We start from the raw sequence: 17,594 nt of genomic DNA on the forward strand, positions 1-17,594 counted from the left end.
TCTGCGTTTTGGTGATGCACAGACCTGTCCCCGGCTCGTGTATAAAGGCCTCGATCGTTCGCCCGATCGGGGCCTTTCCTTTACGCATGATGCCAGCGGCTTTAGTAGACCGGCTCCGGATCGTTTCTCGACGCGATTTCGTCGGGCTCTGGGGCTTTGCCGGCGAGGTAGCAGGCTTCGACTTCGGCGCGGCTGAGGGGAACGAGGCCCCAAGCGAGCTCGGGACCGGCGCCGCCGAAGAAGTTGGCCTTGCCCGGAGCCTCATCGGCTGCGCGGCGCTTGAAGCGGCCGGGATCGAAAATTCCAAAGAAGTTCACCATGTCGTCCCCCCATAGGGTTCTAGGGCTGAAAACAGGTGCGGCCGGCTTTGGAGCCGGCCGCTGGAGCGATGTTACTGAGTTGGGCCAGTGTAGATCTGATCGAACACGCCGCCGTCACCGAAGTACTTTGGCTGGGCTTCGCGCCAGCCGCCAAAATCGGCGATCGTCACGAGGTTGACGTCGCCGAAGCGGGCGATGTCTTCGGCGGCTGCCGCTTCCGGGCGGAAGGGGCGGTAATAGTGCTTGGCAGCGATCGCCTGGCCTTCATCGGAATAGAGATAGTCAAGATAGGCCTGGGCGAGGTCGGTATTGCCCTTTTTCTCGGCATTGCCCGGAACAAGCGCGACCGGGGGTTCAGCGAGGATCGAGACCGAGGGGGTCACGATGTCAAAAGCGTCGGGGCCCAGTTCTTCTAGGGCGAGGTAGGCTTCGTTTTCCCAGGCGAGGAGAACGTCGCCGATGCCGCGCTGGACGAAGGTGGTCGTCGCGCCGCGGGCGCCCGTATCGAGCACGGGGACGTGCTTGAAGAGGTTGGTCACATATTCCTGCGCCTTGGCGTCATCGCCGCCATTGGCCTGACGGGCCCAGGCCCAAGCCGCGAGGAAATTCCAGCGGGCGCCGCCCGAGGTCTTGGGGTTTGGAGTGATGACTTCGACGCCATCACCGACGAGATCGCCCCAATCCTTGATGTTCTTCGGATTGCCCTTGCGGACGAGGAAGACGATGGTCGAGGTATAGGGCGCGTTGTTGTTTTCGAGCGTGCCGCGCCAATCTTCAGGGATCAGGCCGGCATCGGCGATGGCGTTGATGTCGCTTTCAAGCGCCAGCGTGACGACGTCGGCTTCGAGCCCATCGATAACGGTGCGGGCCTGGGAGCCGGAGCCGCCATGGGTGACCTGCACGGCGACGGTCTCGCCCTTGGTTTCCTGCCAGTGCTTGATGAAAGCTCCGTTGTAATCGCGATAGAGTTCGCGGGTGGGGTCATAGGACACGTTGATCAACGTGCGGTCCTGCGCCTGGACGGTCGCGGCAAAGCCGAGGACCAAAGAGGCCGCTAGGGCGGTATAGGCAAAAAGCCTGGCAGTTCGGTTCATCGAAGGCTCCCTCATGAGACTGAACAAACCCTATCAACTCGGTAGTGATTGGGAAGGCGCGGGCTTGCTGGGGAGCTTAACGAATTAGAAAATATTTCTGAGGGCGGATGCCATCGCGCAAGGAAGCGCAAATCTATGCTGGCGACGGTCAGGCGATGAGGTGCGTGGGACGCTGGCTCTTACCACCTTCGGCCGTCAGGAGATCGGTCATCGCTTCGGGCGTCAGCGGGCGGGAATAGAGATAGCCCTGAAGATAGGTGCAGCCCATTTCAGTCATGGCGTCGCTCTGGAGCGTGTCCTCGACGCCTTCCGCCGTGACCTTCATGCCGAGCGCTGACGCCGTGCCGACAATGAGACGGACGATGTGGCCAATGGCGGGTTCCGCATCGATGCGCTGGACATAGGACTTGTCGATCTTGAGCTTATCGACGGCATAGCTGCGCAAATAGCTGATCGACGCATAGCCCGTGCCGAAATCGTCGAGGGCGACGCTGATCCCGGCGCTGCGGAGTTCGCCCAGCGCAGCCTGCACTTCCTCGGAGTTTTGAAGCAAGGTGCCTTCGGTGATCTCGACTTCGAGGCGTTCCGGCGGGAGGCCTTCCTCGGCGAGGACCGCGAGGATGGTGGCGGGGAGCTTGGGATTGCGGAACTGGATGGGCGAGAAGTTGACCGCGACCTGCGGCAGGCCAGCTTCGAGCGCAAAGCGGCAGGCGTGGCGGAGGACCCATTCGCCCAACTGATCGATGATGCCAGTCTCTTCAGCGAGAGCGATGAACGCATCGGGAGAAAGACGACCGTGGCGGGGATTATCCCAACGCACCAAGGCCTCGGCGCCTGCGATGGTCTTTTGCTTCGCGTCGTAGACGGGCTGATAGGCGAGGTGCAGGCCTTCATTGGTGATGAGCGCATTGCGCAACTCCACTTCGAGGGCGCGGCGTTCGCGGCGGGTCCGGTCCATTTCCTCGTTATAGAGAGAGAAGCCGTCGCGGCCATCTTGCTTGGTGACGTAGAGAGCCACGTCGGCGCGGCGGAGCATTTCCTCGCCGCTCATTTCCTCGGCCTTTTCGAGCGCAGCACCGATGCTGAGCGTGATGGTGATGCGTTCGTTGCCGAGGACGATCGGGCTCTTGGTGCACTGGACGAGGCGCTGACAGATCCAGCGGGCCTGGCCTTCGCTGATGATGCCGGGATGGATGACGGCGAATTCGTCGCCACCAAGACGCGCGACGGTCGCGTCTTCGGGCATCTCCAGGGTCAGGCGGCGAGAGACCTCTTTTAGAATGATGTCGCCGGCAGCATGACCGAGCGTATCGTTGATCGACTTGAAATGATCGACATCGACCGAGATGAGCAGCACCTTGGTCTCGGCAAGGAACTGATATTCCTTGGCCTCGCGCAGGCGGCGCTCGAACAGAGCGCGATTGGCGGTACCGGTCAGGGTATCGTGGAGCGAGAGATAGGTGGCTTGGGCGCGACTGGCTTCGAGAACCAGGGTCGTTTTGTAGAGCCACAGCAGAATGGCAATGAACATGCCGGCGCAGAAAGCAGCAAGCGTGATGAGCGCGGGGGCGGTTTCGCGCAGAAGGGCCTGGGCTGGCCGCGACGGCGTCCAGGTTAGGTTGGCGACTGTCTTGCCGCTCGAATCCCGCAGGACGATCAGCGGGCTCGATGTCGGATCGGTGGTGCGATGGAGGTTGGCGACCTTGAGATCGGTGCCGAGCTTTTTGATGACAGCCTGATCGATCAGCTTGATCGAGACGAGAAGCAGTGAACTGCCCGGCTCGCTGCTCGGCCGATCGATGGGGCGAATACTGATGAAACCCTGGTCGCCGTTGGAGAAGCCAACTGTTTCAAGGGCGGCCAGGCCAGTAGCATTGCCGCGCATCAGGCTCGGATCGTCGAACTGCATACGGGCCAATTTGAGCCGCAGCTCATCGATGATGGGCTTAAGGACGAAGGCGTCCGACATGAGAAGGGTGCGGCCTGCGAAGTGACCATCGACAGAGGCGCGCAGAATGCGGCCGCGGGGACCGATGATGTAAGCGCGATTGTGGCCGGCGACCGTCGTCAGACGGCGGTCGATATAGCCATTGCCGTCAAAGCCGATATCGCCATCAACGATGATTGCGGTGTTCTGATCTGTCGCAAGCTGGGACCGGATCTGAAAGATGCCGGTTTCAATCGCCGTGCGTTCTTCGTTGAGCCAGCGGCCATCGATGCTCTGGACGGCCCACCAGCCTGCGACCATGGCGACGGCGGCCATGCACAAGGCGAGAATGGCCGATGTCCACACGATCTGTGCGGACGCGCCCCGATCAACGAAGGAAGATGAAACCGCCATGTTGCTGCCTCTGATCAGAGAGGTTGTAGGGCCATGCAAATGAGGAATTGGTTTAATTCGGAGAGAAAGAATGCAAAGCGCAGAGTTATTTGATCAAGAAAGTTGTCTCGGCGCTTTGCATCTGTTGCGCAAGTTAAGGCTGAACCTTAACCCACATCACTAGAGATGATGGCACCGTGCGATGTGGCCCGGGCCGACCGCGACGGGCGCCGGCATGTTCTCCTTGCAAATCGCAGTGGCGCGCGGACAGCGCGACACGAAGGGACAGCCGCGGCTATCGCGGGTCCACAAAGGGATATCAGCAGCGCGGCGCTTGTTGCCTGTCGTGACCTTTCGCATCGGGTTGGGCACGGATTCGATGAGGAGCTGTGTGTAAGGATGCGAGGGGTTGTCGGTGATCGATGTGCTGGGCCCCTGCTCCACCACATGCCCGGCATACATGACCGCGGCGTCTTCGGCGAAGTAACGCGCCGTGGCAATGTCGTGCGTGATGTAGAGCGCGGCGAGATTGCGCTCTCGTTTCAAGTCTTCGAGCAGATTGAGAATGCCGAGACGCACCGAGACGTCGAGCATGGAGGTGGGTTCGTCGGCGAGGAGGACTTGCGGGCGAACGGAAAGCGCGCGGGCGATGGCGACGCGCTGACGCTGCCCGCCGGAGAGTTCGTGGGGACGGCGGGTCAGATAATCAGCAGCGGGACGGAGACCGACGCCTTCGAGGAGGTGGAGCATTTCAGCCTTGATCGCCGCCTTGCCCCTGAGATCGGGACGATGGAGGCGCAGGGGACGTTCGAGGTGGTAGCCGATGCTTTGGGTGGGGTTGAGCGAGCCGAAGGGGTCCTGGAAAACCATCTGCACCTGCGAGCGATATTGCTGCATGCGGTCGCCGTGGAAGCTGGTGATGTCCTCGCCGTGGAAGCGAATGGAGCCGTTGGTGGGTTCATAGACGCGGGCAAGCATGCGGGCGCAGGTGGATTTGCCGGAGCCGGATTCGCCGACCAACGCCAAGGCGCGGCCGCGGGTGAGACGGAGCGAGACGCCGGAGAGCGCTTTCAAAAATGTCTGGTTGAGGAAGGCGCCACCGAGGACGAATTCCTTATCGACATTGTCCATCTCGATGATGGCGGGCTCGGCGAGAGCGGATGTCGGGCTAGCCGTTTCTAGTTCAGCAAGTGACATGCAGCCTGGCTCCTGTGCTCGGGGTAGAGACGCAGTTCGGGATTTTCGACACGGCAAATGTCCATGGCGCGCGGGCAGCGCGGCGCGAAACGGCAGCCTTGCGGCAAGGAGCGCAAATCCGGTGGAGAGCCTGGAATGCCTTCCATACGGAGACGCGGGCCAGTCAAAGGCGGGAAGCTATTGCCCAAGGCGCGGGTATAGGGATGAAGCGCATTGGTGAGAATGGCTTCGGATGGCGCAACTTCGACCAGCTCGCCAGAATACATGATGCCGATGCGATCGCAGAATTCGATCATCAAGCCGAGATCATGGGTGATGAAGAGCACCGAAAAGCCGAGCTTGGCTTTGAGGTCGACGATCTGCTCGATGATGTCGCGCTGGACGACGACATCGAGCGCCGTGGTCGGCTCATCCATGATGATAAGGCGCGGATTGAGCGCCAAGGCAATGGCGATGCAGATACGCTGGCGCATGCCTCCGGAGAACTGATGGGAGAAATCGTCGAGGCGCGCCGGCGGAATACCGACGAGCTCGAAGAGTTCTTCGGCGCGGGCCCGGGCGCCGTCGGCGCCGAGGCCGGGATTGTGGGTTTCGATGACGTCGGTAATCTGCTCGGCGACGGGAATGACCGGATTGAGCGCGTTCATGGCCGACTGGAAAACGAAGCTGACCTCATTCCAGCGATAGGCTTTGAGCCGCGCCTTATCGAATTTGAGGACGTTTTCGCCGTTTAAGCGCACTTCGCCGCCGGAAACGAGACCGGGGAGACGGGTCAGACGCGCGAGGGCAAAGGCGACGGTGGATTTGCCGCAGCCGCTTTCGCCGGCGAGACCAAAGGCCTCGCCCTCGCGGATATCGAAGTCGATGCCATTGACGGCGCGGGCGATGGAATGTTCGCCGACATAGTCGACGGTGAGGTTTCGCACCTCAAGCAAAGCACGATCAGAAGACATCGGCGCTTCTCCCCCGGCTGCGCAGGAACCGCTTGATGCCGCCGATGCCGCGCGAGGCCTTGAGCTGCGGATTGGTGATTTCGTCCACTGCAAAATTGATCATCACAAGCGCAGCGCCTGTGAGCATGATGGCGACGGCCGGTGGCCAGATTTCCCACCAGGCGCCGGTCTGGAGCGCCATGTTGTTTTGGGCCCAATAGAGCATGGTGCCCCAGGTGACGGCATTGGGATCGCCGAGGCCGATGAAGCTCAGGGCGGCTTCGGCAAGGATGGCCGAGATGGTGCCGAGCACGAGTCCGCCCATGAAGAAGCTCAGCATATTGGGGAAGATTTCCTTGAAGATGATCCGCCACTTTTTCTCACCCATGAGCTCGGCGGAGAGCACGAATTCGCGAGTGCGGAGGGAGAGGGTCTGCGTACGAATGGTGCGGGCGGGCCAGCCCCAGCCGGTGAGGGCGAGGACAATGCCGATGACAAGGGGGCCTGCACTATCCACCAGACTGGCTATGACGATGATGAGGGGGAGGCCCGGCAGGACAAGCACGACATTGACGAAGAAGGTGAGGATGTCGTCAACGCGGCCGCCGAAATAGCCGGCGGAAATGCCGATGGCGAGACCGATGACGGCGGCGGCGATGCCGGCGCCGAAGCCGACGGCGAGGCTGATGCGGCCGCCATAGGCGACCTGGGTATAGACGTCCTTGCCCATACGGGTGGTGCCGAGGACGTGCTCATAGCCCGGCGCGACATGGGGTTTCCCGGCGCGGCGGTGCGGATTGTACTCGCTGAACATGGGCGCGAGGATCGAGAACAGGATCATGGCGAGGAGAATGATGACGCCGATCATGCCCTTCTTATTGGTGACGAAGGCGGCGACCGACGGCGAGAGGCGGCTGGTCCAGCCGGGTTTTTGCTTGATGCGGAGTTCGCGTATCAATTCGATCTGGCTGGGGGCAGCGCTGGCGAGCGCGGCGTCGTCGAGGCGATCGAGCAAGGAACTGGAGGCGGTTTGGGTGATGTCGGCCATGGGTCAGCCCTTTCTCAAGCGCGGATCGAGAACGACGTTGGCAATGTCGGAGAGGAAATTGGCGACCAGCACCGACATGGTGAGTAGCAGGAGCTGGGCCTGGATGAAGGAATAGTCGCGGCTCTCGATGGCGGTGACGGTGAACTTGCCGAGGCCGGGATAATTGAACACCTGTTCGGTGACGAGGGCGCCGCCGAGGAGGAAGCCGACCGAAAGGGCGAGCGAGGTGATCTGCGGCAGGATGGCGTTGCGGGCGACGTAGCGATAGCGGACGCGGCGATCGCTCAGGCCCTTGGCGCGGGCCAGGATGACGAAATCCTCGTTGAGGAGATTGATCATCACATTGCGCATGCCGAGGTGCCAGCCGCCAAAGCTAACGATGAGGATCGAAAGCACCGGCAAGGTCGCGTGATAGAGAACGTTGCCGATGAATTCGAAACTCCAATTGGGCGAGAGGCCGGTCGAGTGGGCGCGGCCGAGCGGGAACCACTGGAGCTGAAGCGAGAAGGCGTAAAACAGCAGCAGCGCGACGACGGCGGGCGTGAAGGCATTGAGCATCACGTTGATTGGCGTGAAGACGCTGTCGAAGAAGCCACCGCGATTCCAGGCGGCGTGAATGCCCATCATGGTGCCGATGAGAAAGGCAAAGGTGATCGCGATGCCGACAAGGACGAGGGTCCAGGTGGCGCCATAAAAGAGGAGCGACGAGGTCGGCTCGGGGAACTGGACGGTCGAGATGCCGAAATCCATCCGCATGACCTGGCCGACATAGCTCAGATATTGCTCCCACATGGAGCCGGTGGTGCCATAGGAGGCGCGGATGGCTTCGATCTGCGCTTCGTTGAGGCGCCCCTGGAAGGACGCGATGATGCGCGCCGAAGGATCGCCCGGCATGATGCGCGGGATGAAGAAATTGAGCGTCACCGCCACAAAGAACGCGGCCAGGTAAAAGGCGACGCGCCGCAAGATGTAAAGCATCTGTCCAATCCTCAAAGGAACCGGGCGGGGCCGGGAGTGAACCTCGCCTCGGCCTGGGCAGCGTTCGCACGGGACTTTTGGGGGCTCGCGAGAACGCGCCTGTCGGGTCTGGTTCCTGCGGCGTGGCCGCAGGAGCGCAGGCTACTTGGCGATCGGCTTTAGTGAGAGAGCGTGGATGACGCGCTCACGGGTGCCTTCGAAGACGACGGGACGGACATAGGGATTTTCCTCGGTCACCCAGCCCTCGAAATTGCGGGTCGAATACTCGTACCAGGTCGGATTGGCGAAGAGCCCGATGACGGGCAGATTTTCAGCCACGGCGACGTGGATGTTCTTCATCTGCGTCATCTGCTCGGCGGGATCCGCGGTGCCACGGAAGGCGTCGAGCGCGGCTTCGACTTCGGGCAAGCGCATCTGGTGCATGGCCTGATAATCGACGCGGCCCTTTTCCATGTTCCGCGGATTGAACATCGGATTATAGGTGTTGTAGGGCGTCGGGCCGCCATTGGTCCACATGATGTAACTGTCGAAATCGCCGGTGCGGGCCTTATCGTTCCAGGCACCCTGATCCATGGTGCGGACGACGGCATTGACGCCCACATCTTGCAGGTTTTCCGAGATGGTCTGCCCGGTATTGATCCAGTCGGTCCAGCCATTGGGGATGTTGATCTCGAAGGAGATCGGCGTGCCATCGGGATTGTCGCGGAAACCGTCACCATCGGCATCGACGAAGCCGGCGGCATCGAGCAGTTCGATCGCCTTGTCGGGATCGTATTGCATCAGCCAGGTATAGGGCTCGAGGGCGGCTTCATCGAACCAATTGGCATAGGTCTCGCCAGTGCCGACGGGGAAGCGTGTATGGGTCGTGAGGCCAAAGGTCGAGATATCGACGATGGTGTCGCGGTCGATGGCGACGGAAATGGCTTTGCGGAATTCGAGATCGTTGAAAGGCGCCTTGGTGGTGTTGATCTGTAGGTTCACATCGCCGCCGGGCGGGAGCCAATAATTGTTGAACTCGCTCTGGGGCGTGAAGGTGATCTCGGGATCGGTGAGGCCCGTGCCGAGCCAATCGACTTCGCCGGCCGACATGGCGGCGATGATCTGCTCATTGCCATTGAGCTGCAGGAAGCGCAGGCAATCGATGGCGTTTTCTGCGTTGTAGCGGCTGGTCTCGTTGCGGCAGAGCTCGACCGAGGAGCGCGAGAAATTGGTGACTTCGGTCCAGGGACCGGTGCCGACCGGCTTGGTATTGGCGTAGTTCTTCGGATCTTCGATATCGGCCCAGATGTGCTGGGGGAGTGTATAGATGGCGCCTAGCGCGAACTTGGCGAGGGAGTCCGGTTCCTTGAGGTTGAACTTGACGGTGTAGTCGTCGATTTTTTCGGCACTGACCACGGAGCCGGTATCGGTATCCTCGACATAGACGTCGATGCCCATCGGGTAATCCTGATGAGCCTTGGCATAGTCGAAGGTAAAGACCACGTCGTCGGCGTTGAAATCCTCGCCGTCGCTCCACTTCACGCCTTCGCGCAGCTTGTAGGTGATCGACATGAGATCGTCGGCGATCTCGTAGGAGGTCGCGAGCGCGGGGTAATCCTTGTCCGGGTTCCAGATATTGTCGATCCAGAGCGGCTCGTAAGCAAAGTCGCGGACCATCTGCTGCGGTCCGGTGGGATTGTTCGGATTGAAATTCTCGACCAGAGCGTCGCTATCGATGGGGTGCAGGGTGAGCACGACCCTATCCTGGGCGAGCGCCGGTATTGAAAGGGCCAAAGTGGCCGCACCTGCGCCTAGTAGTGCCAGGGCCTTGATGGACTTCAGATTTTTAACCGCCAATTGATTCTCCTCCTCGTTGGCAGAAATTCTGGGATCGATCCCATATTTGTCAGACTATGCCGGCTTCCTCCAAGTTGCCGGGCAGTCACACGGTTACGCGACCTCCTTGATCGATTGGACAGGCGCCACGCTTGTTCGGATGACGAGGCTGGTCTCGACGCTGGCACTGAGGGGGCCAGAGGTCGGATCATCCATAAGGCGCAGCAAAAGATTGGCCGCTTGCTGACCCAGTGCATCCACCTGTTGGCGGACGGTGCTGAGCGGCGGCGTCAGGTATTTGGCGAAGAACGCGTCGTCGAACCCCATGACGGAGACGTCGCCTGGAACGGAGCGGCCGAATTCTCGGAGCGCCTCATAGACGCCTGCGGCGATATCGTCGTCGCCCGCGAATATGGCGGTGAAGGCCCTGCCCTCTTCGATCAGCGTCCTGGTGGCGCCATAGCCGAACCGCTCGAGGAACATGCCGTAGACGACATGAATGTCGTCCAGTGTCAGGCCGAAGGCGGCGAGCGCATCGGTGACGCCGCGCAGACGCTCCTGGCTATCGCCGAGTGTAAGATTAGCAGAGAGATATACGATGTCGCGGTGACCCTGCTCCAGCAGATGCGTCATCGCATTGCGGGCGCCCTGATAGTTTTCGAGCACGACGTTGCCGCGCGAGAGCGGACAATGATCCTTGCCGATGGAGACGACGGGGATGCGCGCCGCGCGCAGGATCTCGACCACATCGGGACGCATGGGATGCTCGAGATAGAGCACGATGCCATCGCAGGAGCGATCGATGAGTTCGAGGATGGCACGAGATTCCTGGTCCTCGTCGGCATATCCCGACGACACCATGAGCGACTTGCCGGAAGGACGGACGGCGCGCTGCACGCCAAAAATGATGCTCGCGAAATAGGGCGTGCCGATATCGACGACAACGGCGCCGATGACATTGGATCGATTGGAACGCAGCGCGCGGGCATGGGTATTGGGCCGATAGCCCAGATCGGCGATGGCCTGCTCGATGGCCTTGCGCTTGGATTCGGAAACGTAGCCATTGCCGGCGACGACGCGCGACACGGTGGAACGGGAGACACCGGCGCGTCTCGAAACGTCGTCAATCGTCGCCATGCACTCCCTCCCTTCCGCTGCCGATCCTCTGTGGGACCGATCCCACCTATGGGATATCGATTTAAATTTCCTGTCAAGGCAGAGAGATAGAGGTGTGAACAAGGTCGATGACTTTGGGGAAATACCGATGGCTTCGGCTTCATCGCCGTGTTTAGTCTCACTTCACACTGGTGTTTTGTTTTTTTATTCCGCGACCAAGGTCGGACCGGCCCTGAAGGTGATGGCTCCTAGGGCCACGCCACCGGGAGTGCACCGGAAGGCGCATCTCGATTAATTTCGATGATTAGAAAAAACTGCTGTTTCTCAACACGGCGTCTTCATTCGCGAAGTCGTCGCCCTCTTATTTTGACCCATCAACTACCTGGAAAATCTGCATAAATTTTCTCTTTTGAAATTCTGCCATACCATTAATTATTCGGGACGTACGTACCTCATGCCCTCTTGCAGTCGAGGCATTCTGCTCGTAGTCTTCCTCTCGCTGGCTTGGGAGGGCCGGAGCGCAACGTCGCCGCGTTGAGATGACCAATCATCATCGTTCAAGTCGTCACCCGTAGGGCCCCGCGCCTCATGGGTCCGACTCGTCAGCAGCTTGGCCGCGACCTCCACCAGCATTGAAAACAGGGAGTGAAGACATGAACTTTTTGAAGTCTCTCGCAGCGACCGTCATGGTCAGCGCGCTTGCGCTGGGTGTGACCGCCGCCTCTGCGCAGGACAAGGGCACGATCGGTATCGCCATGCCGGAGCAGACGACGCTCCGCTGGAACTCGGACGGCGCCGAACTGAAGGCCGCGCTCGAAGCCAAGGGCTATACCGTCGACCTGCAATATGCCGGTGACGATATCCCCAACCAGCTCGCCCAGATCGAAAACATGATCACCAAGGGCTCCAAGGCCCTGATCATCGCGGCGCTCGACGGCACGACGCTCAGCGCTGCGCTCGAACAGGCTGGCGCTGCCGGCATCAAGGTCATCGCCTATGACCGCCTGATCCGCGACACGCCAAATGTCGACTACTACACCACTTTCGACAATTTCCAGGTCGGCGTGCTCCAGGCCAATTCGATCCTCAAGGGTCTCGGCTATCCGGAAAAGAAGGGTCCGTTCAATATCGAACTGTTCGGCGGTTCGCCGGACGATAACAACGCCTTCTTCTTCTACGATGGCGCCATGAGCGTGCTGCAGCCCCTGGTCGACAAGGGTGACCTGGTCATCAAGTCGGGCCAGAAGGGCATGGATCAGGTTGGTACGCTCCGTTGGGACGGTGCCACCGCACAGGCTCGCATGGATAACCTTCTTTCGGCCTACTATTCGGACGGCAGCCATGTCGACGCCGTTCTCGCACCGAACGACGGCGTTGCTCGCGGCATTCTCTCCTCGCTCAAGGGCATCGGCTATGGTTCTGCCGACCTCCCCTACCCGATCATTTCGGGCCAGGACGCCGAAGTCCCCTCGATCAAGGCGATCATTGCCGGCGAACAGTATTCGACCGTCTACAAGGACACCCGTGAACTGGCTCGCGTGACTGCCGACCTCGTCGACAACGTGCTCAATGGCCAGGAACCGGCTGATCTCGACACCACGACCTACAACAACGGCGTCAAGGTTGTCCCCTCGCTGCTGCTGACCCCGTATGAAGTCGACAAGACCAATTACAAGGAACTGGTCGTCGACTCGGGCTACATCAAGGAATCCGATCTCCAGTAATTTCTGGAATTCGAAATGGGGCTCCGCGTGCGCGCGGAGCCTTTTTTGTTTTTGGAGATCGGGTCGTTTTGGCTGGAGCAGCCGGATTAGCGGCTCAAGCGCATCGAGCTTCGGCGCGACACCAGCCGCGGCGTGACGACGAAATGTTCCGCCTCTTGCCGTCCCTTGATCCGCTCGATCAGCAAGCGCGCGGACTGCAAGCCCAAGAGCTCACCGGACTGATCGATACTCGACAGACCATTCTGTGCGAGATCGCAATACATGGTGTTGTCATAGCCAACGATGCCGACATCGCCCGGAATGGAGAGACCCATTTCGGTCGCGACGCTGATCACTTCGAGCGCAATGAAATCGGTCCAGCAAAAGATGGCGTCTGGCCGGTTTGGCCCTTCCAGCAAATGGCGCGCAGCGAGCTGCACGTCGCGCAGCGATTGGGATGATTGGATGATGTTGATGTTCTTGGCAATTCCAGCCTCGAGCATGGCGCGGCGATAGCCAAGTTCGCGCTCGGCCAGAATGGTCGAAGTGCCGCTGAAAAGGCTGAGCATGGCGATATTCTTGTAGCCGTTGGCCGCCAAGTGTCGAACCGCCAGCATGGCGCCCTGCTGATCGTTGTTATTGACCGTGTCGAAATGATCCGCCTGCGGGTCATGGTGTCCGATTGTCACCAAAGGCTTGAGGGCGGCGATCTTATCGTGATTGGCGCGATCCTCGGTCGAGCCAATGAGGATGATGCCATCCATCTGGCGATCGAGCATGGACTCGACGAGCGCCATTTCGGTGCGCACCGAGTTTTCGCTAATGCCCATCAGCGCACGATATTGCGTGCGCTCAAGGGCCTGGTTCACGCCCACCATGATATCGGCAAAGAACGGGTTGCGCAGATCGGGGATGATGAGCCCTAGCGTATAGGTCTGGCCGCGCATGCCTCGTGCGGCTGCGAGCGGCCGATAGCCCAGCCGATCCATCGAGACGCGCACCTTGGCGCGGAGAGTATCGGACACACCATAAGCATCGCGGAGCACCTTAGAGACGGCAGCTACGGAAACGCCGGCATCCTCAGCCACTTCGCGAATGGTGACGCGGCCCGTTTTTCGATCGCCATCGCTCGTTTTCATCGTGCTGTGACCCTTGGTTTTCGCCGCAACAGGATGATCTTCAGGCGCGGAAATCGTCCGCTTACACTATCTGAAAAAAGTGGATTGCCAAAAGATGAAATCTGTAGAACGATACACGTAGAACATTCTACAAGACCGCAGAGGCGGCAGATATATGGGAGGACAGGCGTGAACCACGCATCGGCACTTCGTACCCAGGATTCCGCACCGTTTAGCCGGGTGTGGACCGCTGACATGATCCGCCCCCTCGCCGATCAGGGACAAGGAACGCCTGCCAGTTTTGTAGCCAAGACTTTCTCGATCGATCAGGTTGGTGGCGGCGAGGTTTTGCATATCAGCGCTCTTGGCCTCTATCGTGCATTCATCAATGGGCAGCGCGTGGGCGACGATCTGCTGACGCCAGGTTGGACCGTCTATGACAAGCGGCTGTCATTCCAGAGTTACGAGGTCAGCGACCTCTTGAAGTCAGGTGAAAACCGGATCGAGATCTGGCTCGCGGACGGCTGGCTGCGCTCGCAGATGATGTGGGGCGAAGCGCCGCTGTTCGATACCTGGGGCAAGCATATCGCTGCGATTGCCGAGCTGGTGGCGACGCCCGGCGATGACGCGCCTCTGCTTGTTACCGACAGCACCTGGGAAAGCGGTGAGCTACCGATCCGCAAGTCCGGCATTTATTTCGGCGAAATCTTTGATGCGCGCGTCACCCCGAAGGTGACGGCAGGAACCGAAGTGTTGGCGTTCGATACGGCGGTATTGATCCCGCATGAGACGACGCCCGTGCGGATGCTTGAGCCGCTCAAAGTGCAGACATCGTGGACCGATGCCGAAGGGCGGACGGTTTTTGATTTTGGCCAGAATGCGGGCGGTAACGTCGCCTTGACCGTTAAGGGTGAGGCAGGCGCCAAGGTCAGTGTAGAGCATGGCGAAGTGCTGGATAAGGACAAGCAGTTTTATAACGGCAATTACCGCACGGCGGCGGCGCGGCTCGAATACATCCTCGCAGGTACGGGCGAAGAACATTACCGTCCGGTCTTTACCTTCCAGGGCTATCGCTATGTCAGGGTGACAATCGATGGCGCAGCTAAAGTGCTCGACATCGTCTCCGAGCCGATCAGCTCGGTGACCGAGATAAGGGCCAGTTTTTCATCGGCCAATCCGCTGGTCGACCGGTTGTTCCTCAACACGGTCTGGTCGCAGCGCGCCAACTTTATAGAAGTGCCGACGGACTGTCCGCAGCGCGACGAGCGGCTCGGCTGGACAGGCGATGCGCAGGTTTTTGCGGGGACCGCGGCCTATCTTGGCGACGTGCACAGCTTCTTCCAAAAATGGACGCGCGATCTGATGGCGGATCAGCGCGAGGATGGGGCAGTGCCGCACGTCTGCCCTGATCCGACGCGCATGCAGCCGGAGCATTATCCGGGCTTTTATGGCTCCACCGGCTGGGGTGACGCGATCTACCAGATCCCTTGGCAGATGTATCTCCACTATGGCGATACGGCGCTGTTGCGCGAAGCCTTGCCCAATATGGTCAAGTGGGTCGACTTTGTCTGGTCGATCAGCGACGGTCCGATCGTTTCGCCGCCGCGCGAATGGGGCGCGCGGGGTTTCTCGTTTGGCGATTGGCTTCAGCCCAAGGGGCCGAGCGCCAAGCCGCTGCCGACCATTGGCGACGATGCTGCGGCGACGATTTATCTTCATATCGCGGCCAGACGCGTTGCAGAAATCGCCAGGATTGTTGGCGACACCGAAATCGCAACGCGTCTCGACGCCATGGCCGAGGCGGTCAAGACGGCTTTTGCCGGCGAGTTCATCACGGCTTCTGGCCGTCTCGCCTATGACGACCAGACATCTTATGCCCTCGCGATCGTCCATGACCTGATCCCGGCGGACAAGTTTGAGGCAGCCAAAGGCTATTTCAAAAACACGATCGATCGCGCGGCGCGGCGGATCGGCACGGGCTTTATCGGCACACCAGCTCTGTTGCCGGCCCTGATCAAAATCGGCGAATGGGGTTTGGCCAGCGAAGTCTTCCTGCAGGAAGAGGTGCCGGGCTGGCTCTATCAGGTCAAGATGGGCGCAACGACGATCTGGGAGCGCTGGGACGCGATCCAGCCCGATGGCTCGATCTACAATCCGCAGATGAATTCCTACAATCACTATGCCTATGGCGCCGTGTGCCAATGGCTGCTCGAGGGCGTTGCAGGCTTCCGTCCCGACGAGAAGGATCCGGCCTTCAAGACGATCATCTTCGAACCGATCATCCTGCCCCAGCTCTCGCCGGTGAAGGCTGATCACGATAGCCCTGCGGGCAAGATTACGGCCGCGTGGACGATCGAAGGCGAGGCCGTGCGCTACGACATCGAGGTGCCGGCACAAAGCCGCGGCGTGCTGCGTCTGGCCTCGGTCTATCGCGATGCGACGCTCGATGGCCAAGCCGTCGGCCACGCGGACATCGCGCTGAACCCCGGCAAACATACAATCACGTTCAATTACACCGCACCCAAAGCCGCCAAGCTCGAAAAGTCGCGGGTAAACGCCAACACGCCCTAAGGCTGTTTCGGCACATTCAACCGGGCCTCAAAAACAGGCCTATCAGGGAGGTAGACGCATGACCAAGACCAAATTATTCGCGCTGATGGGCGCCAGCACGATCGGCCTGCTGATGACGGCCAATGCCGTCAACGCGCAGCAATCGGGCAATCTGTCATTTTTGATCGACAATGGCCCGCAATCGGTTGCCGTCGCCGAAGCCTGGGTGGCTGCCTATACGGAGAAGAATCCTGATGCCACCATCGACATCGAAGTGCGCCCCGGCGGCGGCGAAGGCGACAATATCGTCAAGACGCGCCTTGCGACCGGCGCAATGTCCGATGTGTTCTTCTACAACTCGGGCTCGCTGTTCCAGGCGATCAATCCGGTGCAGAACCTCCTGCCGCTGACCAATGAGCCATTCCAGGCCAATGTGCAGGACAGTTTCAAATCGGTGGTTTCGGCCGGCGGCGAAGTCTATGGCGCGCCATTTGCGCCAGCAATGGGCGGCGGCATTTTCTACAACAAGCCGATCTATGAAGAACTGGGCCTTGAAATTCCCAAGACCTGGGACGAGTTCATGGCCAATAACGAAAAGATCAAGGCGGCGGGCAAGACGGCCGTGATCCAGACCTATGGGGACACCTGGAGCAGCCAGCTTTTCGTTCTCGCCGATTTCTACAATGTGCTGACCGAAGTGCCAGATTTCGCCGAGAAGTACACCGCGGGCGAAGCCAAATTCGCAACGACTCCGGCCGCTCTCCGTGGCTTCGAGAAACTGCAGGAAACGCACGACGCCGGCTTCTTCAATGCCGATTTCGGCGCGGCGACCTATCCCGATGGCCTGCGTATGGTCGCAACGGGTGAAGGCGCGCACTATCCCATGCTGACATTCGGGATCGGCGCCATTGCCGAGACCGTTCCTGACCATATCCAGGACGTCGGCTTCTTCGCCCAGCCCGGCGACAGCGCCGAGACCAATGGTCTCACGACCTGGATGCCTGACTCGATCTATGTCGCCAAAAGCACGGCCAACCCTGACCTTGCCAAGGACTTCGTCGCTTTCGTCGCTTCGCCCGAAGGCTGCGATGTTCGCAACGAAGCAGTCGGCGCCACCGGTCCCTATATGATCGCCGGCTGTGAGCTTCCTGCCGACGTGCCGCCCGCCGTTGCCGACATGCTGCCCTACTTCCAAGAGGGCGGCCACAATGGCCCGGCGCTCGAATTCCTCTCGCCGATCAAGGGCCCTGCTCTCGAGCAGATCACCGTCGAAGTCGGCTCGGGCATTCGTCCGGCAGCGGAAGGCGCCGCACTTTACGACGAAGACGTGCGCAAGCAGGCCCAGCAGCTTGGTCTTGCCGGCTGGTAATCGTTTCTGACTTGCCGCGGCTCCGGAAGGCGAA

The 17,594-nt window shown here is 60.3% G+C and carries 13 protein-coding genes; 3 read left to right on the plus strand and 10 right to left on the minus strand.

The features are described 5' to 3' along the window. Positions 1 to 101: 101 nt before the first annotated feature. The 9 genes from ASG47_RS02265 to ASG47_RS02305 form a co-directional block, all read right to left on the minus strand. On the minus strand, positions 102 to 320 hold the full coding sequence (locus ASG47_RS02265; RefSeq protein WP_061907097.1) for a hypothetical protein: 219 nt from the start codon (positions 318 to 320) through the stop codon (positions 102 to 104). A gap of 71 nt (positions 321 to 391) precedes the next feature. Further along, positions 392 to 1,414 carry a sulfate ABC transporter substrate-binding protein gene (locus tag ASG47_RS02270; RefSeq protein ID WP_061907098.1) on the minus strand — a complete coding sequence of 341 codons (1,023 nt, stop codon included), beginning with the start codon at positions 1,412 to 1,414 and terminating at the stop codon, positions 392 to 394. A 148-nt stretch (positions 1,415 to 1,562) separates the two neighbouring features. Beyond that, positions 1,563 to 3,755 carry a putative bifunctional diguanylate cyclase/phosphodiesterase gene (locus tag ASG47_RS02275; protein WP_061907099.1) on the minus strand — a complete coding sequence of 731 codons (2,193 nt, stop codon included), beginning with the start codon at positions 3,753 to 3,755 and terminating at the stop codon, positions 1,563 to 1,565. Positions 3,756 to 3,914: 159 nt separating this feature from the next. Continuing rightward, a complete protein-coding gene (locus tag ASG47_RS02280) occupies positions 3,915 to 4,931 on the minus strand; it encodes an ABC transporter ATP-binding protein (protein WP_061907100.1) in 1,017 nt (338 codons plus the stop codon). Then, entirely contained in the window at positions 4,913 to 5,884 is a 972-nt protein-coding gene (locus ASG47_RS02285) for an ABC transporter ATP-binding protein (RefSeq protein WP_061907101.1), read from the minus strand. Before ASG47_RS02285 ends, ASG47_RS02280 begins: the two co-directional genes overlap by 19 nt. Continuing rightward, positions 5,874 to 6,911, minus strand: coding sequence for an ABC transporter permease (locus ASG47_RS02290; RefSeq protein ID WP_082511512.1), 1,038 nt, complete (start codon positions 6,909 to 6,911; stop codon positions 5,874 to 5,876). The genes ASG47_RS02285 and ASG47_RS02290 overlap by 11 nt, the downstream gene beginning before the upstream one ends. 3 nt (positions 6,912 to 6,914) lie before the next feature. Further along, a complete protein-coding gene (locus ASG47_RS02295; RefSeq protein WP_061907102.1) occupies positions 6,915 to 7,889 on the minus strand; it encodes an ABC transporter permease in 975 nt (324 codons plus the stop codon). Positions 7,890 to 8,030: 141 nt separating this feature from the next. After that, the gene (locus ASG47_RS02300; protein ID WP_061907103.1) at positions 8,031 to 9,725 is read right to left on the minus strand and encodes an ABC transporter substrate-binding protein; all 1,695 of its coding nucleotides are present in this window, start codon (positions 9,723 to 9,725) and stop codon (positions 8,031 to 8,033) included. A gap of 93 nt (positions 9,726 to 9,818) precedes the next feature. Beyond that, complete coding sequence (locus ASG47_RS02305) at positions 9,819 to 10,841, minus strand: LacI family DNA-binding transcriptional regulator (protein WP_061907104.1); 1,023 nt, start codon at positions 10,839 to 10,841, stop codon at positions 9,819 to 9,821. A 632-nt stretch (positions 10,842 to 11,473) separates the two neighbouring features. Between ASG47_RS02305 and chvE the strand changes: the two genes are divergently transcribed. After that, positions 11,474 to 12,544 (plus strand): multiple monosaccharide ABC transporter substrate-binding protein, encoded by a 1,071-nt coding sequence (gene chvE, locus ASG47_RS02315; protein WP_061907106.1) that lies wholly within the window; start codon positions 11,474 to 11,476, stop codon positions 12,542 to 12,544. 86 nt (positions 12,545 to 12,630) lie between these two features. Here chvE and ASG47_RS02320 read toward each other — a convergent pair whose 3' ends face one another. Then, positions 12,631 to 13,662: a LacI family DNA-binding transcriptional regulator gene (locus tag ASG47_RS02320; RefSeq protein ID WP_061907107.1), complete on the minus strand. Its 1,032-nt coding sequence runs from the start codon at positions 13,660 to 13,662 to the stop codon at positions 12,631 to 12,633. 234 nt (positions 13,663 to 13,896) lie between these two features. On the opposite strand from ASG47_RS02320, the gene ASG47_RS02325 reads away from it, so the two are divergent. Next, a complete protein-coding gene (locus ASG47_RS02325) occupies positions 13,897 to 16,212 on the plus strand; it encodes an alpha-L-rhamnosidase (protein WP_061907108.1) in 2,316 nt (771 codons plus the stop codon). A gap of 58 nt (positions 16,213 to 16,270) precedes the next feature. After that, the gene (locus tag ASG47_RS02330) at positions 16,271 to 17,560 is read left to right on the plus strand and encodes an ABC transporter substrate-binding protein (RefSeq protein WP_061907109.1); all 1,290 of its coding nucleotides are present in this window, start codon (positions 16,271 to 16,273) and stop codon (positions 17,558 to 17,560) included. Positions 17,561 to 17,594 lie beyond the last annotated feature (34 nt).

This window comes from Devosia sp. Leaf420 (assembly GCF_001425445.1).
Taxonomy (GTDB): Bacteria; Pseudomonadota; Alphaproteobacteria; order Rhizobiales; family Devosiaceae; genus Devosia.